Origin of the sequence: Lyngbya aestuarii BL J (assembly GCF_000478195.2) — a bacterium.
Taxonomy (GTDB): Bacteria; Cyanobacteriota; Cyanobacteriia; order Cyanobacteriales; family Microcoleaceae; genus Capilliphycus; species Capilliphycus aestuarii.
In genome coordinates, this window is sequence record NZ_AUZM01000034.1 from 1 (window position 1) to 21830 (window position 21830).

The window sequence follows — 21830 nt, forward strand, 5'->3', positions numbered from 1 at the left end:
GAATATAAACAAGCTTTAGAACAAAAACAACCCTTGGGTTATGCGGCATTAGGAGTGATGGAAAACCAGTTAAAAGATCATCCTTTTTTTGGGGGAGATCACTATACTATTGCGGATATTTGTTTATTTGCTTATACTCATGTTGCCCATGAAGGGGGGTTTGATTTAACTCATTTTCCGGCGATTTCTGCTTGGATTAATCGGGTAAAAGAACAGCCTAATTATATCAGTATCACTGAATAATTGTCTAAACTCCTTTAAATCCAACAGTTCGATCTATATCTTCGGTTGAGCGATCTAAAGGGGGAAGTTCGGACGGTTGAGAGGGAACTTTAGAAACACCAATTTGATTGAAAATAATTCCCAAAATAATCACACTTCCGCCAATATATTGAGGAGTTGTGGGAACTTCTCCTAAAATTAAATAGGAGGCTAAAACTCCGGCAATAGGAGCAAAAGAATTCGCTAAAGAAATCTCAGAAGCACTTGATTTTTGTAATCCTGAAAACCAACAAAATTGACCTCCAACAACAATTACAAGACTATAAAGTAACATCCATTGCCAAACAAGCGGAGAAAAAATATCCATAAAGTGACCGATACCAAATAGCAAAGTAACAATAATAAAAAATACAACTGTACTCAAAAAAGTTCGATAAATGTTAAAAAAACCAAGTGAAATATTACGGAGACTGACTTTACTAATAATCGTTGCTACTGCGGCAGAAACTGCACCGACCGCAACCATCAATTCTCCAGTCCCAATTTGAAAACTAGCCATACTCATCATTTCTCGATTAGGGTCTGGAATAAAAACCGTTAATCCGACACCAATAAATGAAACAATTGCTCCGATAATCACCCAACGATTTACCCGTTCATGGAGTAAAAAAATAGACAAAGCTAAAACTAAAGGCGGTTCAATGCGACTTACTAAAATCACATTATTAACCATTGTCCGTTCTAAAGCCGAAAAAAACAAAGCGGGAGCTAAAGCACCTGCAAGTATGGCAACACTGGTTAAACTTAACCAATCTTTACCTGATAGTTTTTTGATGGTTTCCTGATTAATTTGTTGATAATAAAGCAGTAAAAAAATGACTAACGCCCAAATATTACCCACAAATAAAACATTACAAAAAGAAATGGGATTTCGACCATAAATTAAATTTTCGGCACCCAATTCAGTTAACTGACGAGTTACAGCATTAGCAGCACCAAAAATTGTCACGCCAAGCAAAAGATAAGCACGTCCAGGAATGCGCTGAATTAAATTCATAAAATTCTAGATATTGACCTCAGAGCCAGACTAGCATAATTAAGTATTGATGCTGCTGAAATTTATAAAAGTTAGTTTAATTCTTGCCCCAATGAATTGAATCAATCAATTGCAGGTAAACTAGATAATGTCATGATTTAATCCCTTAAAAAGGATCGTGAATCGGTCAAAGTAGAGGATCAAGGAGTAGGAGATTTTGAATTTAGAAGTAGTTGCTCATCGGGGTTTTTCGGCAATGGCTCCAGAGAATACCATAGCGGCCTTTAGTGCAGCGATCAAAGGGGGAGCTAATTCGATAGAATTTGATTTACAATTATCTCGCGATGGTGTACCGATTATCTTTCACGATGAAACTTTAGACCGAATTACGGGAACTGCGGGTCGAGTCCGGGAGAAATCTTTACAAGAGTTAAAACAACTGAATGCAGGGGGTTGGTTTGCAGAACAGTTTGTTGGGGAAACCATTCCGACTTTAGCCGAAGCGTTAGGGTGTTTTAAACAGGTACAAAAATTTCTTTATTTTGATGTTAAACCTCATTGTCAATGGTCACAAACAGAGATTGAAGGATTAATTCAACAAGTGACAGAGGCGGAAATTTTAGAAAAATGTGTGATCACGGCATTTAATGAGGAGTTTTTAGAGCAAGTTCGCGCTTGTTGTCCTGAGATCAAATTAGGCTATTTTCTGATAGAAGCTACCGATTATCCACAACAACTGCACAAAGCAACTACAGCCGGAAATGCGATTTTAAGTAGTTTATTTGATGTGGTGCTAGAAAATCCTCATTTTGTTGAAGACAGTCGCAGTCAGGGGGTAGATTGGGTCGTGTGGACTGTTGACCGTCCCGAACATTTTCAAGAATTGATCGAACTGGGGGTGAAGCGAATTATTACCAATTCCTTGATTGGTTGGACATGATTGCGATCTCCTGTGATATCGGGCTTTTGAGTGATGTAGATTCCGAGTGTATCAACAGATGTTGCAATTCTTAACGCAGTAAATGTCTTTTGGGGCGGAGAGGTTGATAAACTAAAACTCATACATTTACAACTTTTGATCCCGGCATTGGTTTGTGCGCGGAGTAGGGGTCAGTATCCATTGCTTTGTCCCGAAAAATCTCTGTACCTTAAACCTGCAATCATAAGATGACAGAAACACTATGGTAGACTCTCTAAAAAAACCAGCATTTGATGAAATCCGGCCGGGGGTTAAAGTTCCCGCCAAGGAAACCATTCTTACCCCTCGGTTCTACACGACAGACTTTGATGAGATGGCGCAGATGGACATCTCAGTCAATGAGGATGAACTGCGGGCAATCTTAGAAGAATTCCGGGCGGACTACAACCGTCATCATTTTGTCCGGGATGCCGAATTTGAACAATCCTGGGATCATATTGATGGCGAAACTCGTCGCCTGTTTGTCGAATTTCTGGAACGTTCCTGTACGGCTGAATTTTCTGGGTTCTTGCTGTACAAAGAGTTAAGCCGTCGTCTCAAAGGTAAAAGCCCGGTTTTAGCTGAATGTTTCCAACTGATGTCGCGTGATGAAGCTCGTCATGCGGGATTCCTCAACAAAGCGATGTCCGATTTTAACTTGTCGCTGGATTTGGGATTTTTAACCAAGAGTCGCAAATACACCTTCTTTAAACCTAAATTCATCTTCTACGCAACCTACCTTTCAGAAAAAATTGGGTATTGGCGTTATATCACCATTTATCGTCACTTACAAGCGCATCCTGAAGATCGCATTTATCCGATTTTCCGCTTCTTTGAAAACTGGTGTCAAGATGAGAACCGTCATGGTGATTTCTTCGATGCCATGATGAAATCTCAGCCCAAAATCCTCAATGATTGGAAGGCGAAACTTTGGTGTCGGTTCTTCTTGTTGTCGGTGTTTGGCACCATGTACTTGAACGATGTTCAACGCTCTGGCTTCTATGAGGCGATTGGGTTGAATGCTCGCGATTACGACAAGTATGTGATTCTCAAAACCAACGAAACTTCAGGTCGGGTGTTCCCGGTTATCTTGGATGTCGAAAATCCGGAGTTCTACGAACGATTGGAAACTTGCATCAAAACTAACGAGAAATTGACGGCGATTGTTAATTCTAATACGCCCAAATTCTTGCAGTTTTTCCAAAAATTACCCCATTACCTCTCTAATGGTTGGCAGTTTATCAAACTGTATTTGATGAAGCCCATAGATTTTCAGGCTTTGGAAGGAACAGTTCGTTAAACCAGGTCTTGAAGCTTTCGACTAAAATAAACAAATAGGAGTAGGCTCTGTGTTAATAGCAGAGCCTCTTTTTTATAATTTCAGCAGGTCGTCTCTCTCCGGTGCGACAGGGTTTAGCATGGAGAATTAAAATGGATAAGCTTCACTTCTCCCAACGAGGTCAACAGATGATTCGCAAATGGCTAATGTTGCTCCAACGACTGTCGCCGATTCGGGGATTGTTGACGTTTCTCAGAAATGCAAACGCCTACCCAGAAAATTATGGCAATTTAGCCGCGCTTTCCTACGAAGCATGGCGTAATCGGTTTCTACTCGCCAGATTGAAATTAGCCTTTGGGTTAGTGCTATGGGCTTACTTAACGAGCTTTGTATTGAACTTAGTGCGATTTTTTTATGCGGGGGAAATTTTTTTTGATAAACACCTGATTATTCAATTGATTGGGTTGTTTAGCTTATGTACCGGAATGGGAGTCCTACAAACAAACTGGGGGCGTCGTCATCTCGGCTTAATTTTCCTGGGGCTTTCTTGGTCTTTGGAGATGAACGAACAGATTATTGAGACGATTGTCGAGGTTCTCAGACCCGATTCACCTCTCGTTAGCCCTGAATTGTTGGGTTGGGGTTCGACTTTTTTCACCCAAGCGACTTTAATTCCCGTTTGTTGGCCGCTGCATTTATTATCCCAGATGATTACATTGGGGTACTATTTCGGGATTAATCGAATCTTTGGGTTTGATACAATTCCTAACTATGATGAGCCACTGCGGTTGATTTTGATGTTGTTTTGGGTTTGTTTAATTTGTGATTTGTCTGTCTATTTGTACGAACGTCTACAACGGGCTGAGTTTAACGCTCGTCAGCAACTTGAAATCGCAGAAGCAAAATATCGAAGCATTTTTGAAAATGCGGTTGAGGGACTATTTCAGTCTACTCCTGAAGGCCGTTTTTTAGATGTCAATAAGACTTTAGCTCGGATGTGTGGTTATCAGTCACCTCAAGAAATGATGGCTAAAGTGACGGATATTAAAAGTCAGATGTATGTCGATCCCCAACGTCGTACAGAGTTTATCCGTTTAATCGAAGAACAGGGCTGTGTATTGGCTTTTGAGTCTCAAGTGTATCATGCTGATAGTAATATTATTTGGATTTCTGAAAACGCCAGAGCCGTCAAAGATGCCACAGGTAATATTATTGTTTATGAAGGAGATGTCGAAGAAATTACTGAACGAAAACGAGCGGAAGCAGAAATGCGTAAAGCTCTACAAAAAGAGAAAGAACTGAATCTCTTGAAGTCTCGTTTTGTTTCGATGATTTCCCATGAATTTCGCACTCCTTTAACAACTATTATGGCATCAACAGAGGCTCTAGAATATTACGGAAATCGCTGGACAGAGGAGAAAAAAGATAAGTATTTCAGCCGAATTCAAGTCACCATTCAACACTTAACCGATCTCCTCAATGATGTTTTGATTATTGGTCAGTCTGAAGCTCATAAACTTCCCTACAACCCGGCTATTATTGATTTAGATTCTTTCTGTGAAAATTTAGTTGAGGAAATTCAACTGACGGCGGTTGATAAGTGTAATATTAGCTGGAGTATTCATGGTAAAAATATTTTAAATGGTCTGAATTTTACGGCGAGTGAAAACTCACAACTATTGCCGCTTACTGATGAAAGATTGCTTCGTCATATTTTGATTAACTTACTTTCAAATGCGGTAAAATACTCCCCAAAAGGCGGTCAGATTGAGGTTAAACTTTTTTATCAAACAACACAAGTCGTTTTTACAATTAAAGACGAAGGAATTGGGATTCCGGTTGAAGATCAAAAACACTTATTTGAATCCTTTCATCGAGCTAGAAATGTCGGTACAATTCCAGGAACAGGTTTAGGATTAGCCATTGTTAAACGCTCTGTTGATAGATTAGGTGGAACTATTACTGTACACAGTGAAGTTGGAAAGGGTACAATATTTACAATAGCCTTACCTTTGGAATTTCAGGAGAGAGAACAAGATGAAGCGGATTTTAGTGATAGAAGATGAGTCAGATGTGCGTGAGATTATTCTTGATATTCTAGAAGCTGAAGAATTTTCCGTAATCGGTGCAGAAAACGGTAAGGAAGGTGTTAGACTCGCTCAAGAACATCTGCCTGATTTAGTGATTTGTGATGTGATGATGCCTGAGATGGATGGATATGATGTTTTAAAAATATTACGGGAAGAAAAGACAACTTCGACGATTCCTTTTATTTTTTTAACCGCTAAAGCCACTCGTGAAAATATCCGCCAAGGGATGAATTTGGGTGCTGATGATTATTTAACTAAACCCTTTAGTCGTAAAGATTTACTGGGTGCAATTTCAAGTCGTATTCAAAAGAAAGTAGCGATAGAAGATAAAATACAAGCTCATCTCGATGATCTTAGAAGTAGTCTGAGCCTTTCACTTCCCCATGAACTCCGGACACCTTTGAATGGAATTCTCGGTATATCTCAACTGTTGATAGAAGATTTTACGGAGATGGAACCCCATGAAGTACAGCCGATGTTAGCAGATATTAATACTTCTGCTCAACGCTTATATCGATTGATTTCTAATTTTCTTCTTTATGCAGATTTAGAACTTTTAGTTCACGACTCAGAACGAATGAAATTTTGGCCAAAAGGTTCTGTTAAAGATCCAAACACATTAATTCAAAAAGTTGCGAATGAAACACTAGAAATGTTTCCAGAACGTCCGGCTGATTTTTCTTTAGAACTTCAGCAGAATATTGAAGTTGAAGTTCCTCCAGATATTTTGAAAAAAATTGTAGAAGAACTTCTCAATAATGCGTTGAAATTTTCAGATAAACTTGAAAAAGTCTATATTAAAACTCACCAAGATCAACAACAATATTACCTCGAATTTTTCAATCAAGGACAGGGAATGACAGCAAATCAAATTGCTAAACTTGGGGCATATAAACAATTTGATAGCAGTCGCTCCGAACATCAAGGAGCCGGATTAGGGCTAGCTATTGTTAAACGTCTTTTAGATATACATAAAGGAGATTTGACAATCAACAGCATACCCAATCAAATCACAACAGTCAGGGTTAGTTTACCCATCGTTAACGTAGAAGTTGTTGAATCATGCGATTAGCTTGTGAACCATAACTGCCACCAAATAAGTTAAAATGATTGAGAATATGATAGAGATTATACAGTATTTTGCGACGTTCGTAGCCTGAATCTAGAGGAAAAACTTCATCATATCCTTGATAAAAAGCAGGTGAAAAGCTACCAAATAATTCAGTCATTGCTAAATCCACTTCGCGATCACCATAATAAGTTGCAGGATCAAAAATTATCGGTTCTCCATCCGCAGTTACCGCAGCATTTCCAGTCCATAAATCACCATGAACTAGAGAGGGTTGAGGTTGATGATCGGCTAATAATTCGGGAATCTTTTCAATTAAAACCTCTGCCTTTTCAAACTGACCTCCACGACGTTTTGCAAGTTTTACTTGATAGCCAATTCGATGATTTGCCCAAAATTCTGCCCAATTTTCTGTCCATGTATTAATTTGAGGTGTAGAACCAATGGTATTATTAATTTCCCAACCAAACTGATGTTTTCCAGGATAGTCATTAGCCGGAGTCCATTGGTGCATCATTGCTAACTTTATACCCATCTCTTTCATCGCTTCTGTATTGCTATTCCCCCCTATTTCTAGCCATTCCAGCACAATATAAGCTGAGTTATCTGCGGTTCCCCAACAAATAGGTTTAGGAACTCGAATCGTGTGCGTTTCCCACATTTGTTTGACCCCTAAAGCTTCTGCTTCAAACATCGAAATTTGAGACGCTTGATTGAGTTTGACAAAATAGTTACGAGAACCATCAGTGAGGTGATACCCTTGATTGATACAACCTCCACCCACAGAACGGGTATCACTGACTTGAAATTTTTGTTCTGTTGCTTGGCTAATGTTTTCAGCGATTTTTTCCCACATCATTTTTTGATCCAATTATCTTTAATAAGAGTTTACCATTTTCGTTCAACTAACTTAGTTATTTTTTGTGAATTTATTGATTATTGTTTGATTTGATTATTGTTGTATTGTCTTGATTCTCAAACAGCATCACTTCTGATTTTTGATAACGCAGTTGAAAGTTTGGCATTGTTTTCAGTTTATCCACAAGACGATAAACCAATTCTCGGGAACTATCCCAACCCGGGTAACTAGCATTGAGTAAAATATATTTAAACTCGTTTAAATCAAATTTTTCGGCGCCTTTTGTGGTTAACATGAGGACTGAACGATGGGTTAAATGAGGAGCAATATGATCAGCCGTTAAAACACTGCCTTTTGTCTCCACTAAAGCAACCGCTTCGTGAGAGGCTTTAACCGTATCAAAATGCTTGAGATATCTTGAACCAAAATAGCCATACTTTGCCAAAGCAAAAAAAGCAATTAATGACCACAAGATAATTTTTTTAGGTTGGCGGAACCATCCCTCTCCAGCAGCTAAACTTGCAATAACAGCCACTAACAAAAAAGGTAAAATGGGGAGAGAATATTGTTGAGTTAAGTTTTTTTGCTGAACACTGTCACTGAGCAAATTTAACAATAAAATGGGTATGGCACCCACTAAAGGTGTTAAATGTCGAAACGAAAGACCCCAAATTAGAGGAATAGTCAGGAGAACTAAATATTCTAAATTAGATAAAGTAAAAATTTGTTGGAAAACTATTCCCGGTTTTAGTAATATATTCAAAGCAATTTCAAAAACTGAATCTCCCAGAGAATCGTAAAATTTAACTCCGGCAGGTTCACCGCCACTAAAATGAGGAATAATCACCTGAGTCGCAACTAAAAACCAGGCTAGACCTGTAAATATTGCGATTATTCCACAAATTCGCTTTTTTTCAAACAACAGTAACCCTATTCCTAAAGCCATGACCGTTAAAGATAACACTGCTTTGCAACTTAAGATAATCACAATAGCAACAGTAAATCTAAAAACTTGCTCTAAACGAGCCGCTAAAATTGCAAAGAGTAATGTCGGAAGGGCAATAACTTCGGGATGAAAATCAAATAAATTGAGATTAAAAACCAGTGGATAAAGCAAATATACAGCCGCCATAGTCGTTGCTTGAGATTGCTTTAATCCGGCATTAATTGCTAAATAAAAAGTCGGAATAGCCCCAATAGATAGACTAAAGGCTTGTACAAACAGTAACCAATGTACCTGCGGAAAAATCTTGTACAATAAAGCTAAAGGATAAAGAATAAAAGCTCCATGATCACCGAGAATATGCAAACCTCGAAAAGTTACAAAAGGTTTTTGACCTTGGCTCAGAAGATAAATTCCATTATCAAAAATTCCTAAGTCAAAAGCATTAGATTGAAATAAAGCATGACGAAAACTACTACAAACAAATAATATAATGGTACTAAAAACAACCATCCAGCTTACAAAATTAAGTTTAGAAAAAATTTTGGGCATACTCAGCTTGTCAGTCAAACCTCCAGATTGAACTCAAACTGCCGGGAACACAGCTTAAGAGAAATGCTACCATCTTAAATTGAAAAAGTGAGCATTTCAGAAATTTTTTTATCCTGATGGAACCTAAAACTGGTAAATTAGGGTCTGAGAGATTGAATATTGGAAAATGACACACTAGGAATGACAACATTGAAAATAGCCAAATCCCTCACGCAATACTGGAAATCATTTGAGCAACATCCCAAAACAACTTGGAGATTCTCAATTTTAGGGTTATTCTTGATTTGTAGCATCGCATTTCTCTGGAATTTAGGGAATACAGGATTAGTCGATGAAACAGAACCCTTATTTGCCGAAGCAGCCCGTCAAATGGTACGAACTGGTGATTGGATTACGCCCTATTTTAATGGTGAGACTCGCTTCGATAAACCCCCCTTAGTTTACTGGTTAATGGCTATTGGCTATCAAGTCTTAGGGGTGAATGAATGGGCGGTGCGTTTACCCTCAGCTTTGGCTGCAATTACTTTAAGCGTGGGTTGCTTTTTAACTTTACGATATTTTGGCTTTTTCCCCTCAAATTTAATAGCTGATTCTCGACAAAAAACACGTCAATTGTGGTTGTCGGCTTGGATCGGAGGAGCGATCGCAACCTTGAATCCAGAAACCTTAATTTGGGCGCGTCAAGGGGTTTCAGATATGCTTTTAAGTGGGTGTATGGGAACGGCTTTATTTTGTTTTTTTTGGGGATATGTTGAGGAGGGAAGAAATACAACAAAGAGTATAAAAAACTTATCTATTTTTCAGTTATTTTTAGACTTTTCTCTCCCCAACAAATGGTATTTAGCTTTCTATATACTCTTGGGATTAGCCGTCTTAACTAAAGGCCCTGTTGGTCTTGTTTTACCTGGATTTATTTTAATCTCTTTTGTTTTTTATCTGGGAAACTTTAGACAAATTTTGCAGGAAATAAAGCCAATTGTAGGGGGAATTATTTTTACAATTATTGCCCTCCCTTGGTATATTTTAGTCATTCTTCGTAATGGGCAAACCTATATTGATTCTTTTTTTGGCTATCATAACTTTGAACGCTTTACCAACGTTGTTAATGGTCACGCAGCACCCTGGTATTTTTACTTTATTGTTGTTTTAATTGGCTTTATGCCTTGGTCAATTTATTTACCCTTAGCTATCTTTCGTTGTCAGTTTTGGCAACGTTCTTTTTGGCGTCAACAACCTCGCGATCATCAGTTAGGTTTATTTGCATTTTTTTGGTTTGCTTGTATTTTTATCTTTTTTTCTATTTCTGTTACCAAACTCCCCAGTTATGTTTTGCCTTTAATGCCAGCAGCTTCGATTTTGGTTGCCCTTCTATCCAGTGAATTCATTCTACAACAAACTTCATCAATCTCAGAAATAAGAACAGATAAAAAAAGAGGAATATTAATCACTGGAGGATTCAATCTTTTTTTCCTCGTGCTTCTCGGTATTGTTTGTATTTTTAGCCCTCAATTCATCGGTAGTGATCCGGCGGTGATTAATTTACCAGAAGTGATTGAACAGTCAGGGTTACATTTACGAGCGGGTATAATCTGGATAATCACAGCAGTATTAATTGCTTGGATACTTCGATATCCTTCTCAATGGCATTGGTTAATAGGAGCAAATTTGGCTGGATTTATAGCCTTTTTTGTCTTTCTCGTTAACCCTGCTATTTTTCTAATAGATCAAGTTCGTCAACTTCCCTTAAAACAACTTTCTCAGCAAGTTTCTCAAGTCGAAAAACCTCAAGAAGAACTCTGGATGATTGGCTTTAGAAAACCCAGTGTTGTCTATTATTCTGATCGTCCAGCTTACTTTTATACGGTGCTAGATTTCTTCAAGGGAATAGTAGAAGATCAGCCAATCTATCATCTTTTTGATTCGATTCAAAATCGTCCAAATCCCTCAACAATTATGATCATTAGCCGACCTAAAGATATTAAAAGACTCGGTTTACAATCTCAAGATTATCAAATTATTGATCAAAAAGGTCGTTATTTGTTCATTCGAGTTGAGAAAACAATACTTTTAGATCGAGTGTTAAACCTGTCTTAATGATTTAAAAAACTCGATTAGACCCTCAAAAAACTTGCCTAAAGTAAGTGTTAATGCTACTTTGTAAAATGAAATTGTTATCACTCTAAACATTAGTCAGTTCATTAATCAATTTCTATTGGTATAGAAAATCAAGCAGAAAAGCCCTATGAGTATACCCAACTGGATTAAAATATGTTATGAAATTAATAGAACGTTAAAAAATAGTTTGAATTGGATGCATTGGTCTGAGCTGTTCTTTCTCATTACAGCTTAAAAGATCTTTTTTAACAGCAACTTGCTCATCTGAACACATAACACAGACTAGCAAATTCTGTTTAATTGATCTGTTTTTAAGACCATCAGAGATCAGCGACTGAAGTTTATAGGGGACAACTTTTGTGAAAATATTAGTGACTGGTGCCGCTGGATTTATTGGATTTCATCTTAGTCAAAAATTGCTGCAACGAGGGGATACAGTTGTCGGATTAGATAACCTTAACTCTTACTATGAAGTCTCTTTAAAAAAAGCTCGACTTGAGCAACTCATCCCTTTTAAAAATTTCAACTTTTATCAGTTAGATTTAGTTGAGCGCGAACAACTAGAAAAGTTGTTTTTTGAACAACAATTTGAGGCTGTAGTTCATCTAGCTGGTCAAGCGGGTGTTCGTTACTCTCTGGAAAATCCCTATGCCTATGTCGATAGCAACCTAGCGGGGTTTATGAATATTTTAGAAGGGTGTCGCCATACAAATGTAGGTCATTTAGTTTTTGCATCTTCAAGTTCGGTGTATGGTACAAATAAAAAAATTCCCTTTATGGTCGAGGATAACGTTGATTATCCTGTTAGTTTATATGCAGCAACAAAAAAAGCCAATGAATTAATGGCTCACAGCTACAGCCATCTCTATAATATACCCTTAACAGGCTTACGTTTCTTTACCGTTTACGGGCCTTGGGGTCGTCCGGATATGGCTGTTTTTCTGTTTACAAAAGCGATACTGGATGGAAAACCAATTAAAGTCTTCAATTATGGAAAAATGCAACGAGATTTTACCTATATTGATGATTTAGTGGAGGGTGTTGTTCGAGTTATCGATAAAATTCCTCAGCCCAATTTTCAAGCAGAGAGCAGCACAAAAGCTCCTTACAAAATTTACAATATCGGCAATAATACACCCGTTGAACTCTTGCGACTCATTGAGGTTTTGGAAAACTGTCTGGAGAAAGAAGCCGTTAAAGAAATGCTTCCCATGCAACCCGGAGATGTACCGATAACCTATGCCAATGTTGATGCGTTAATTCAAGATGTTGGCTTTAGTCCAGATACTCCCATAGAAGTCGGAATTAAACGATTTGTAGAATGGTATCGTTCTTACTACGGGTGATCATTTTCACTTAATAAGTTTCAAAATAGACTCCTCCCCGGATTAATTTTTTAGTCAGGGGAACCCTTGAACATGGTAGCCTAAACTATAGCGGAAAATTTCCCTTTTGCAGCCATGACTCAGACCGTTGACTTCCTCAGCCATCTCAACCCCTCCCAACGCCAAGCCGTCGAACATTTTTGTGGCCCGATGCTCGTCGTGGCGGGTGCGGGTTCGGGTAAAACTCGGGCGTTAACCTATCGTATTGCCAACCTCCTGCGAACTCATCGGGTTCATCCCGAAAATATTTTGGCGGTGACATTTACCAACAAAGCCGCCCGAGAAATTAAAGAACGGGTTGAAGTGATATTTTCTGAACAACAGGCGCAACTGCAATATGAAAAACCCTTTTCTGCCCTCACTTCTCCCGAACAAACGAAGTTGCGGTCACAAGTTTATCGGAGTGTTACAAAACATCTGTGGATGGGAACTTTTCACAGTCTTTGTGCGCGAATTCTCCGCTACGATATCAATAAATATACCGACGAAAAAGGCAGACAGTGGCAACAAAATTTCTCAATTTTTGATGAATCAGATGCTCAAAGTTTAGTCAAGCAAATCGTCACAAAAGAACTCAACTTAGACGATAAAAAGTTTGAACCTCGCAAAGTTCGCTATCAAATTAGTAACGCCAAAAATTTAGGACTCTCTCCCCAAGCCTATCAACGAGAAAATCCCGAATATTATGGTCGAGTCATTGCCGAAGTTTATGGAAAATATCAAGATCGTCTCGCTGCTAATAACGCCCTAGACTTTGATGATTTAATTCGAGTTCCCGTTGAACTATTTCAACAAAATGAACAAGTTTTAGCCTATTGGCATCAAAAATTTAATCATATATTAGTCGATGAATATCAAGATACCAACCGCACCCAATATGACTTAATTCGGCTATTAGTAACGAACGGCGAACATCCAAGAAGCTTTAAAAACTGGAAAAATCGCTCAATCTTTGTCGTCGGAGATGTCGATCAGTCCATCTATTCTTTCCGAATGGCAGACTATACCATTCTGTTAGAATTTCAACAGGATTTTGGGGATGGTTTAGCCGATGACGACACCCGCACAATGATTAAATTAGAGGATAACTATCGCTCACGGGAAAATATTCTTGAAGTTGCTAATCAACTAATTCTAAATAATACCACTCGTATTGAAAAAGTGTTGCGCCCAACTCGTGGAGAAGGGCCACCAGTATACTGTTATCAAGCCGACGATGAAGCCGCAGAAGCCAGCTTTATTGTCACTCAAATCAAAAATTTAACCCAACAACATCCCGAATTAGGTTACGGTAGTTTTGCACTCCTTTATCGGGTTAATGCTCAATCTCGCGCCTTAGAAGATGCTTTCATTAAAAGTAATATTCTCTATAAAGTCGTTGGAGGTTTAAAGTTTTATGATCGCAAAGAAATCAAAGACGCTATTTCTTATTTGCGAATGATTGCCAATCCATCCGATAGTGTTAGTTTGATGCGAATTATTAATACACCCCGTCGAGGAATTGGTAAAACCACCATTGATAATTTAGTGAATGCGTCTCAACAATTAGGTGTTCCCCTGTGGGAAATTGTTAATGATCAAGACTCAGTAAATACTATCGCTGGACGTTCTGCAAAAGCGGTTAATCAGTTTGCTCAAATGATATCATCTTGGCAAGAAAAAGCAGCATCTTCTACCGCTCTTGAGATTTTAGAAGGGGTAATGGAGGAGTCAGACTATATTCTGGACTTAAGTAATCAAAGTACCGATGAAGCCGAAAGTCGCTTAGAAAATATTAAAGAATTGAGTAATGCAGTGGCTCAATTTCAAGAAGATTATGAAGACTCAACTTTAGGCGGATTTTTAGCTAATGCTTCTCTAGCTTCTGACTTAGATAACCTCCAAGAAGGTGAACAAGCCGTTTCTTTAATGACACTTCATTCCGCCAAAGGATTAGAATTTCCGATTGTGTTTTTAGTCGGATTAGAACAGGGATTATTCCCCAATTTTCGGAGTTTAGATGATCCTTTATCTCTTGAAGAAGAACGGCGCCTTTGTTATGTCGGAATTACTCGCGCCAAAGAACAGTTATTCCTCTCTCACGCCCGTGAACGTCGTCTCTGGGGGTATCGTGAACCTTGCATTCCGTCGATGTTTTTAAAAGAATTACCCTCCGATTTAATTCAAGGCTATCTCCCCATTTCTCAACCTGCAAAAACCCCAACTCCAACACCTAAAAAAGCTAAAAAAACTCAGTCAAAAAGCAATAAAAAACCCTCAAAAGTCGAAAGCTTTGCTGTGGGTGATCGCGTACTTCACCGTAGCTTTGGAGTTGGACAAGTTACTCATATTTTTGGAAACAAAGGTAAAATATCTATCGCTGTTAAATTCACAACTTCTAGCCCAAAAATTCTCGATCCTCAAGTTGTTCCTCTGGAAAAATTGGAGTAAAATTTATTAAGAATGGGTAGATTTTCTAGGAATTTTTATCTACTCTCTCACAAGCAATAATTATACAAAGTTCCTGTTAGTCCTAAAATTTATCGATAAGTCAATTGAGGTAACGTGATGAAAGCTTTTGAAGTGATGGGAAAAATTGATGAAAACGGTCAACTTTTATTAGATAAATTTTTGAGAGATTAAATCCGCCAGTCGCGTTAAAGTTATTCGGCTGGTATCCGATGACAATGAATCCGATCCCGATGATACTCCCGTTGAGGAAATTAAAGCAAGTTTAAAACGAGCTTTACAAGAAGCAAAAGAAGCAAAAACTAGACCAATCTCTGAACTCTGAGAAAGAATTGATGACTAATAACTTACCAATTTCAGTTAGATTTACCGATTAATTGGAAAAATAATTGTATCGGTTATCGAAAAAATATCGGAATATTAGAAAGGATGTTGAGCCGATTATTGAACAGCTACAGGAAAAAAGATTACTAGGCGATCGCAACGGATCAGGTTTCAATCTGATCTTCTAAAGGTTAAATTAACTTGAGAAGTTTTTAACGTTTTGATTGGGTAAAGAGTTGGGACTGTTCTTGTACAAGTTGTAGAAAAGCTTCTAAGTTTTGTTGATGGAAAAATATCAGTAAGATTTGAATTCAATATGAGGTTAATCATAGCATTGAGAGTACAAACTGCTGATTTATTAGCAGGTTAAAAGTGATCGACATTTCGGAACCTTCTCTGATATGATCGGGTCTAAGCTATCACATATTCTATTCGGCGAGGGATTTTTCTGGAATCGTGAAGCGATGAAACTCACAACCAAACAATCTTTAATTGCAGTGGCGATCGCGCCTATAATAGCATCTTTTATACAAACCACACCCCGCGCTAATGCTCAATCTCTCGATGTTAACTGTTCTGCTGAAATTATCGGTAATCAGCGAGGTTCACAGGTTAATATTCGTTCGGGTGCGGGTACGAGATCGCGGGTGATTGACTCGGTAAGCGTGGGTAATCAAGTGATTATTCTCAATGATGGCGATCGCTCAGTCGGCCCATCACCACTGCGTCAGGTGGATACACAAGGCAAAAGTTGGTACATGATCACCAAAACCCGAGAAGGTAAACCATACGGCTTAGTTCCTGCTAGAGACAGAGGGTGGATACGGGAGGACTTTTTGCAGTTGAGTTGTCCTCCCTAAGCGATCGAGAGAACCCAGCTAAATATCACAAAATTTCCATCCCCATTGATTAGCTTTAGGGTTTTGTCATTAACTGGGGTGAAGACGAAGCTGCCAAACAAGAAATATTCCGAAAGTACAAGTATGCGTTGAAAGGATTGCGCGTCGATTTAAGTCGCTCGGATGTCAAGGTTGCTCTTGACTTATGCTATTATGATTTCGAGACTATCCTGCAAGCATTGATATTATGGGCGCTCTACTGCGAAGAAGAGGGCAAACCCTTACAATTTCCGAATAAAACATTAACTCAAGCGATCGCCCAACAATGGAAACCACGTGAGTATAGTCCTTGGTCAGACAAAATTTTATCGAACCCACGCTTTCAAAGTCCGGGAACGAAGTGGTGGATAGCAGCCGCAGAAGGTTTGGGTCGGGATGTTCGCAATCAACTGATTGCAGATGTTGATGAAAAGGGTTCTCAGCAATACGTTCTTTTTCGCAACGGACTCACACTCAGACTTAATACGGCTTTAAACTGGGACTGGGAAAAAATCCGAGCTTATGGAGAAAGACAAACGAGATAACTATCAACAACACCCCAGAAACAGTTGTAAGTAGTCGGATAAAATTCAAGTGAACTGTGAGGTAAGGGAACAGGTGATCTGGCAAGAGAAAAGAGTTTTTCCGGTTTGCACAATAGCGATCGCCTCTCTAAAAATTACTCTGTCATCACCCGATCGCGCTTCAGGAAAAAACTGGCAATAATTATCCCAAAAATTGCCAACAAACCCATCGGATAAAAGGCATAAGTATAGCTTCCAAACCAATCGCGAATTTGTCCGGCGATCAGCGTTCCCAACAGCGCCCCGACGCCGTAAGCGGTAAACACAATCCCGTAATTTTGGGCGTAATTGTCGGGGTTAAAAAATCTCAAAGTTGTTGTCGGTGCGATCGCCAACCATCCCCCCAAACAAAACCAAAATAGACAAAACGCAATCAAATAAGTTGCAACTTGTCCCTCGCCCGCATTCACCATCAAAACACAAGCAATCAAAATCAATACATAAGAAGTAATCGCCACATACCGGGGGGAAAAACGGTCGCTCAACCAACCAAACAGGGGCCGACTCATCCCATTAAACAGGGCAAATAAAGAAACACTGCTGGCGGCTAATGCCGGATCGATTTGAATAATTTCTTCACCCACCGGGCTAGAAATTCCAATCGCACTTAAGCCGACAAAAGTACCAATAGTGTAGCACACCCACAACCCATAAAACGAGCGACTTTTCAACAGATTTGCGGGGTAAATAACCTCTGTTTTAGATACCGTTTGAGAGGAGATTGCTTGTTGAGGATGCCAGTCTTTTGGGGGCAATTTTAGGGTGAAGGAGATCGCGAGAATAATCACCGTAAACGCGATCCCCAAAATCAACAAAGTCGGTCTGACGCTGTAAGCATCAATCAAAGTTTTTCCCAAAGGGGCGGTAATTAATGGAGACAGTCCAAAACCAATAATGGTTAACCCAACTGCCAATCCTTTTCTATCAGGAAACCACCGGGCAACCACCGCCATCGGTACCCCGTAAGTAATACCAACTCCCGTCCCGGCAATTACCCCGTAGGTGAGAGTCAGGGCTAAAATATTGCTGGCAAAGCTAGAAAGAATGTAGCCCAAACCGACAATAATCCCCCCGATAGCCGTCATTTTTCGGGTGCCTATTTTGGGGATATAAAACCCGGCGATGGGCATCAAGGTGGCATAAAAAACGAGGGCAATTGTATAAGGTAAAAGACTTTCGGTGGCACCAATATTAAGTTCAGCTTGTAGGGGTTTTCTAAAGATACTCCAAGCGTAAACCGTCCCCAGACAGAGTAAAACAATTATTCCCAGAGGAATCAGCAACCATCTTCCCTGATCGGGAGGTAATCCAAATATTTTTAACTGTGAACTTTGATTTGTGCTAGCCATTAATTACAACTCCTTTAACGAAATTCTCGCCCAAAGGGAAATAAAGCCATTGGAATTAGTTTAAAATGTTGTTGAGCAAAGGGAATCCCAATAATGGTAATCAATAAAATCAGACCATGAATTAAATGAGATAGGGCAATTTCCCAGCCGAAAAATATCACCCAAATCACATTAAAAATTAGGGTCAATGGACTAGAAAAACTATCTAACACCAGATTTTGCTTTCCAAAAGGAGTCATCGTCGCAAAACCGAGTTTAATCGCTTGCAGTCCAAAAGGTATCCCAATAATCGTTAAACAAGTTGCCAGCCCACCCACAATATATCCTAAACCCGAAATAAAACCGCCAAAAATCAACCAGATAATATTTCCGATCAAACTCATTTGTTATTCTCCTCAACAAGCAAAATTAACGGCATTTACACCCATTCTCGCAACGTTTGATGCACCACAGCCAGATGCCACATATAATCCTCTAAGGGATATTCTGATGCAGCTTTCATAATAAACTCTTTGGCTTGGGCTTCATTTTCTTGGGCTTCATAATATAATCCTACATAGAGATGAGCATAAAATTCTCCTTGTTTTCCTAATTTTTTCCCCGTGTTGATCACATCTTCGGGCTGACAATTTCCTGCAAAAAGTTCATAAACCTGTCGCATCACCTTTCGAGGATCATTACGAACTGACAATAAACAATCTTTTGCGGCTTCATCTCCTAAAAGTTGAGCCATACAAAGATATCGCCAAATCGTTTCTTCTAAATCTTGTCCATTAACGACTAAATCTAGTTCAAATTGATTCGCTCCGGCTTGAAATTGTCGAGCATAATAGTAAGATAACCCCCGTTGCCATAAATAAGGCTGAAGGGTTGGTTCAAGTTTTTCGGCTTGATCAAAATCTTGAATAGAGGCTTCGATTTCAGCCAATTTAAAATGAACCATCCCCCGCTGAACATAAGCTTTTGGATCAAAGGGTCGAGTAGCAATTTCATCGTTCCAATGAGCCAATTGATTTTGAAGAAAGTCTTGACGATCCATATAAAAAAACAGTTACGAGTTACTCAACACCCTGAACTTAGTTTCCCAAACAAATTCCCATACTACGAGCTGTTTTCACCAAAATATCATTTGGATCAATTGCCCGATATTGAGCGATCGCTTCAGCAATGGGGACACTATCGACCTCACGATTATGCCAAATCACCATGCGATCATATTTTTCTTCGGCAATTAAATCAACTGCGGCTACCCCAAATGCTGAACCAATCACTCGATCTGTCATCGTGGGTGTTCCGCCCCGTTGAACGTGACCCAAAACCGTCACTCGCGTTTCCGCCCCACTACAAGCGGCTATTTTATCCGCTAAATATTGACCAATTCCTCGCAGTCGAGATTCTCCATGAAAGTCTTTAGTGGTGAGAGCATCTCCGCTTTCTGTACGAACGGCCTCCGCAACGACAATTAAACAATAGTTTTTACCCTGTTTTTGACGTTCTTGAATTTGGTCACAAATCTTTTCTAAACTGTAGGGAATTTCCGGGATTAAAATCACATCTGCCCCCCCTGCAATTCCTGAGCGCAAAGCAATATGTCCGGCGTCGCGTCCCATGACTTCGACAATCATCACCCGACTGTGACTGGCTGCTGTAAAATGTAAGCGATCAATTGCTTCTGTGGCAATGGTGGCTGCGGTGTGATATCCAATCGATAATTCGGTACTGCCGACATCATTATCAATGGTTTTAGGAATACCGACGAGATTAAGATTTCCTTGTTGGGCAAGTTTTCGTAAGATGGCTAAACTCCCATCTCCACCAATCCCAATTAACGCATCTAATTGAAGTAGACGATAACCTTCAATGATTTCACTGGAGCGATCTTGTACACTTCCATCTGACATCGGAAAGGCAAAGGGATCACCTTTATTTGTGGTTCCCAGCATGGTTCCTCCTTGTGTCAGAATCGGTTCTACTTTTTCAATGTTTAAATTAATCACATTGGGTGGACGAGACATCAAACCATGAGTAGCTTGACGAATTCCCAATACTTCCCAACCATAAGTTCCCACTGCTCGATAAACCGCCGCTCGAATCGCTGCATTCAAGCCTGCACAGTCTCCCCCACTGGTTAAGATGCCGATGCGTTTGTGTTCTTTCATGGTTCACATCCTGCATTCATTCTATTTTAAGATTAAGTCTTCTTGGTTTCTACACCGCAAAATTTTCTTCTGACTTAATCTTTTGGGTATTAGTATCTAGTAGTTATAACCTAGCTTCTAGATTTTAACAGTAAATGGTCATTCTGACGAGTGACTGATTTAAAAGTTTATAATCAATGGAAAATCCTGTAAATGTGATGCTCTGAATCATTTGATCATCGCTTTATTCAACTTTGTTCAATAAAAGTCAATAAAAAGAGCAGACAAAACCTGATCAATGCTGGCTTTATCTGCGGTTTATTGGTTGTCTTAATTCTGAGGTTAGAGTTGTTGAGTTAATCCTAGAACGGGCAGCTTGCGGGTGGGAATTGAGTTCCTGCATTGATGCGGTTGTAGCCATTCAGGTCAAAAATTGCACTCTTATAAATCACTTTTTTTCCTTCTTTTCTACCCCGACGAACCCGCAGAGAACCCGCCACATCCCAAACCACAAAATCTTCTCCACAATTTCTCAGAATTGCTTCATCAAAAGGTTCAGACAATTCGACCGCAGCACCTGTAATGGTATTACCATTAACTTGACCGCTAATACAAATACTATTAGAACTATTCGCTTGACTCAATTGACCTATAATATCATTTCCTTTCTTCCGGAATAAAAAGATTAAAGATTCAGTTTGAGCCAGTTCTGCGTCAGTAATTGGAGTGCTAGCGGTTACATAGCGATAGTTACCATCCGGTAAGCTAGAAACTTTGGTTTTAGTTTGAGTTTTAGGTTGAAATTGTACCATGGTTAAAGCTCTTTTTTGGGTTAACTTGTTTACTTCATTACAATCTAACTTCTCAAGTTTCAGGATAACAGTCCCTTGTTTGAGCGACATTAGAGTTGGATAGTCTTTATGAGCGAATTTTTTAACTTTTAAGACCAGATCTAGCAGACTGTAGTTTTGGCTGTTCGTTAGGATTTTCTTGAATTAATTCGACTTTTAGAGATTTGAAATTCTCCCGAATTTCTTCGAGATCATCTTCAGCTTCTACCTCAAATTCAAGATCGCTGCGTAAATTATCCGCCTTTACTAAAACTCGTTCATAGAGAGAAACTTTCTTACTCATTGGAACAGAAGCAATCCAACCATTTATAGTTACGGCTAAAGTTCCTAAAGGTGCTACTAATCCTTGTATTTTCTCCTCCTGGGAAGAACCACAAATAGTCGTTGCTGCGGTTAATACCAGTGCGATTCCAATCGACCAACGATTTAACCGTTTTGCCCTGGTCAACTCTTGTGCTTTTTCAGCTTTATAAGTAATAACTTCCTTAACCAATTTCTCTTTTTTATTGACTAAATTATTACTAATATTCTGATTTGGAAAGGTTTTTTCTAAATGAAGGATAGGAGTAGAAGACTGAGTTGATTTTTTCGGTTCGGTGTGCTTTTCAACTGAGGTAGACTGCATTGGAAATTCCTCCTATATCAATCGCTTAAGGGTTAACTGAACTGTTATTTATAATCTAACGTTTGCGTTTATCTATGAACAGTCGCTTATTTGAGTGAAGTGAGTTATTCGCTAAAAATCAGATT

General features: G+C 39.1%; 19 protein-coding genes. 10 read left to right on the forward strand and 9 right to left on the reverse strand.

Going from position 1 to position 21830, the window contains the following annotated elements:
• Window positions 1–243: glutathione binding-like protein (locus M595_RS15055; protein WP_023067210.1), on the forward strand; the 243-nt coding region annotated here is incomplete at its 5' end.
• A gap of 4 nt (window positions 244–247) precedes the next feature.
• Here M595_RS15055 and M595_RS15060 read toward each other — a convergent pair.
• On the reverse strand, window positions 248–1279 hold the full coding sequence (locus tag M595_RS15060; RefSeq protein WP_023067223.1) for a DMT family transporter: 1032 nt from the start codon (window positions 1277–1279) through the stop codon (window positions 248–250).
• Between the two features lie 196 nt (window positions 1280–1475).
• On the opposite strand from M595_RS15060, the gene M595_RS15065 reads away from it, so the two are divergent.
• The 4 genes from M595_RS15065 to M595_RS15080 all read left to right on the forward strand — a co-directional run bounded on the left by M595_RS15065 (window position 1476) and on the right by M595_RS15080 (window position 6657).
• Complete coding sequence (locus tag M595_RS15065; protein WP_023067189.1) at window positions 1476–2198, forward strand: glycerophosphodiester phosphodiesterase; 723 nt, start codon at window positions 1476–1478, stop codon at window positions 2196–2198.
• A 241-nt stretch (window positions 2199–2439) separates the two neighbouring features.
• On the forward strand, window positions 2440–3516 hold the full coding sequence (gene acsF, locus M595_RS15070) for a magnesium-protoporphyrin IX monomethyl ester (oxidative) cyclase (protein WP_023067224.1): 1077 nt from the start codon (window positions 2440–2442) through the stop codon (window positions 3514–3516).
• Between the two features lie 131 nt (window positions 3517–3647).
• Entirely contained in the window at window positions 3648–5561 is a 1914-nt protein-coding gene (locus M595_RS15075; protein ID WP_023067171.1) for a sensor histidine kinase, read from the forward strand.
• Window positions 5533–6657, forward strand: coding sequence for a hybrid sensor histidine kinase/response regulator (locus M595_RS15080; protein ID WP_023067176.1), 1125 nt, complete (start codon window positions 5533–5535; stop codon window positions 6655–6657). Before M595_RS15075 ends, M595_RS15080 begins: the two co-directional genes overlap by 29 nt.
• On the opposite strand, the gene M595_RS15085 is transcribed toward M595_RS15080, so the two are convergent.
• Both M595_RS15085 and M595_RS15090 read right to left on the reverse strand, forming a co-directional pair.
• Complete coding sequence (locus M595_RS15085) at window positions 6626–7510, reverse strand: fructosamine kinase family protein (protein WP_023067221.1); 885 nt, start codon at window positions 7508–7510, stop codon at window positions 6626–6628. The genes M595_RS15080 and M595_RS15085 overlap by 32 nt on opposite strands.
• A 73-nt stretch (window positions 7511–7583) precedes the next feature.
• Window positions 7584–8969, reverse strand: a complete 1386-nt coding sequence (locus M595_RS15090; protein WP_023067193.1) for a DUF2079 domain-containing protein — start codon at window positions 8967–8969, stop codon at window positions 7584–7586.
• Between the two features lie 219 nt (window positions 8970–9188).
• Here M595_RS15090 and M595_RS15095 point away from each other — a divergent pair, with 219 nt between their 5' ends.
• The 5 genes from M595_RS15095 to M595_RS15115 all read left to right on the forward strand — a co-directional run bounded on the left by M595_RS15095 (window position 9189) and on the right by M595_RS15115 (window position 16703).
• Window positions 9189–11102, forward strand: coding sequence for an ArnT family glycosyltransferase (locus M595_RS15095; RefSeq protein WP_083492829.1), 1914 nt, complete (start codon window positions 9189–9191; stop codon window positions 11100–11102).
• Window positions 11103–11482: 380 nt separating this feature from the next.
• Window positions 11483–12469, forward strand: a complete 987-nt coding sequence (locus M595_RS15100) for an NAD-dependent epimerase (protein WP_040484163.1) — start codon at window positions 11483–11485, stop codon at window positions 12467–12469.
• Between the two features lie 114 nt (window positions 12470–12583).
• Window positions 12584–14938 (forward strand): DNA helicase PcrA, encoded by a 2355-nt coding sequence (gene pcrA, locus M595_RS15105; protein WP_023067203.1) that lies wholly within the window; start codon window positions 12584–12586, stop codon window positions 14936–14938.
• 806 nt (window positions 14939–15744) lie between these two features.
• Window positions 15745–16140, forward strand: a complete 396-nt coding sequence (locus M595_RS15110; protein ID WP_040484164.1) for an SH3 domain-containing protein — start codon at window positions 15745–15747, stop codon at window positions 16138–16140.
• 128 nt (window positions 16141–16268) lie between these two features.
• Window positions 16269–16703 carry a hypothetical protein gene (locus M595_RS15115; RefSeq protein WP_023067208.1) on the forward strand — a complete coding sequence of 145 codons (435 nt, stop codon included), beginning with the start codon at window positions 16269–16271 and terminating at the stop codon, window positions 16701–16703.
• A 134-nt stretch (window positions 16704–16837) separates the two neighbouring features.
• Here M595_RS15115 and M595_RS15120 read toward each other — a convergent pair whose 3' ends face one another.
• The 6 genes from M595_RS15120 to M595_RS15145 form a co-directional block, all read right to left on the reverse strand.
• Window positions 16838–18091 carry an L-lactate MFS transporter gene (locus M595_RS15120; RefSeq protein WP_023067192.1) on the reverse strand — a complete coding sequence of 418 codons (1254 nt, stop codon included), beginning with the start codon at window positions 18089–18091 and terminating at the stop codon, window positions 16838–16840.
• Between the two features lie 14 nt (window positions 18092–18105).
• On the reverse strand, window positions 18106–18474 hold the full coding sequence (locus tag M595_RS15125; protein ID WP_023067178.1) for a YccF domain-containing protein: 369 nt from the start codon (window positions 18472–18474) through the stop codon (window positions 18106–18108).
• Window positions 18475–18509: 35 nt separating this feature from the next.
• A complete protein-coding gene (locus M595_RS15130; protein WP_023067197.1) occupies window positions 18510–19130 on the reverse strand; it encodes a tetratricopeptide repeat protein in 621 nt (206 codons plus the stop codon).
• 37 nt (window positions 19131–19167) lie between these two features.
• Window positions 19168–20250: an ATP-dependent 6-phosphofructokinase gene (locus M595_RS15135; protein ID WP_023067220.1), complete on the reverse strand. Its 1083-nt coding sequence runs from the start codon at window positions 20248–20250 to the stop codon at window positions 19168–19170.
• Between the two features lie 341 nt (window positions 20251–20591).
• A complete protein-coding gene (locus tag M595_RS15140) occupies window positions 20592–21041 on the reverse strand; it encodes a hypothetical protein (RefSeq protein ID WP_152983582.1) in 450 nt (149 codons plus the stop codon).
• 121 nt (window positions 21042–21162) lie between these two features.
• Complete coding sequence (locus M595_RS15145; RefSeq protein ID WP_023067227.1) at window positions 21163–21705, reverse strand: hypothetical protein; 543 nt, start codon at window positions 21703–21705, stop codon at window positions 21163–21165.
• Between the last annotated feature and the right edge of the window lie 125 nt (window positions 21706–21830).

What these genes read in the sequence shown, in the direction of transcription:
- M595_RS15060 (WP_023067223.1), bottom strand. Translation starts at nt 1,279, where the DNA reads ATGAATTTAATTCAGCGCATTCCTGGACGTGCTTATCTTTTGCTTGGC.
- acsF (WP_023067224.1), top strand. Translation starts at nt 2,440, where the DNA reads ATGGTAGACTCTCTAAAAAAACCAGCATTTGATGAAATCCGGCCGGGG.
- M595_RS15075 (WP_023067171.1), top strand. Translation starts at nt 3,648, where the DNA reads ATGGATAAGCTTCACTTCTCCCAACGAGGTCAACAGATGATTCGCAAA.
- M595_RS15080 (WP_023067176.1), top strand. Translation starts at nt 5,533, where the DNA reads ATGAAGCGGATTTTAGTGATAGAAGATGAGTCAGATGTGCGTGAGATT.
- M595_RS15085 (WP_023067221.1), bottom strand. Translation starts at nt 7,510, where the DNA reads ATGTGGGAAAAAATCGCTGAAAACATTAGCCAAGCAACAGAACAAAAA.
- M595_RS15090 (WP_023067193.1), bottom strand. Translation starts at nt 8,969, where the DNA reads ATGGTTGTTTTTAGTACCATTATATTATTTGTTTGTAGTAGTTTTCGT.
- M595_RS15095 (WP_083492829.1), top strand. Translation starts at nt 9,189, where the DNA reads ATGACAACATTGAAAATAGCCAAATCCCTCACGCAATACTGGAAATCA.
- pcrA (WP_023067203.1), top strand. Translation starts at nt 12,584, where the DNA reads ATGACTCAGACCGTTGACTTCCTCAGCCATCTCAACCCCTCCCAACGC.
- M595_RS15110 (WP_040484164.1), top strand. Translation starts at nt 15,745, where the DNA reads ATGAAACTCACAACCAAACAATCTTTAATTGCAGTGGCGATCGCGCCT.
- M595_RS15120 (WP_023067192.1), bottom strand. Translation starts at nt 18,091, where the DNA reads ATGGCTAGCACAAATCAAAGTTCACAGTTAAAAATATTTGGATTACCT.
- M595_RS15125 (WP_023067178.1), bottom strand. Translation starts at nt 18,474, where the DNA reads ATGAGTTTGATCGGAAATATTATCTGGTTGATTTTTGGCGGTTTTATT.
- M595_RS15130 (WP_023067197.1), bottom strand. Translation starts at nt 19,130, where the DNA reads ATGGATCGTCAAGACTTTCTTCAAAATCAATTGGCTCATTGGAACGAT.
- M595_RS15135 (WP_023067220.1), bottom strand. Translation starts at nt 20,250, where the DNA reads ATGAAAGAACACAAACGCATCGGCATCTTAACCAGTGGGGGAGACTGT.
- M595_RS15140 (WP_152983582.1), bottom strand. Translation starts at nt 21,041, where the DNA reads ATGGTACAATTTCAACCTAAAACTCAAACTAAAACCAAAGTTTCTAGC.
- M595_RS15145 (WP_023067227.1), bottom strand. Translation starts at nt 21,705, where the DNA reads ATGCAGTCTACCTCAGTTGAAAAGCACACCGAACCGAAAAAATCAACT.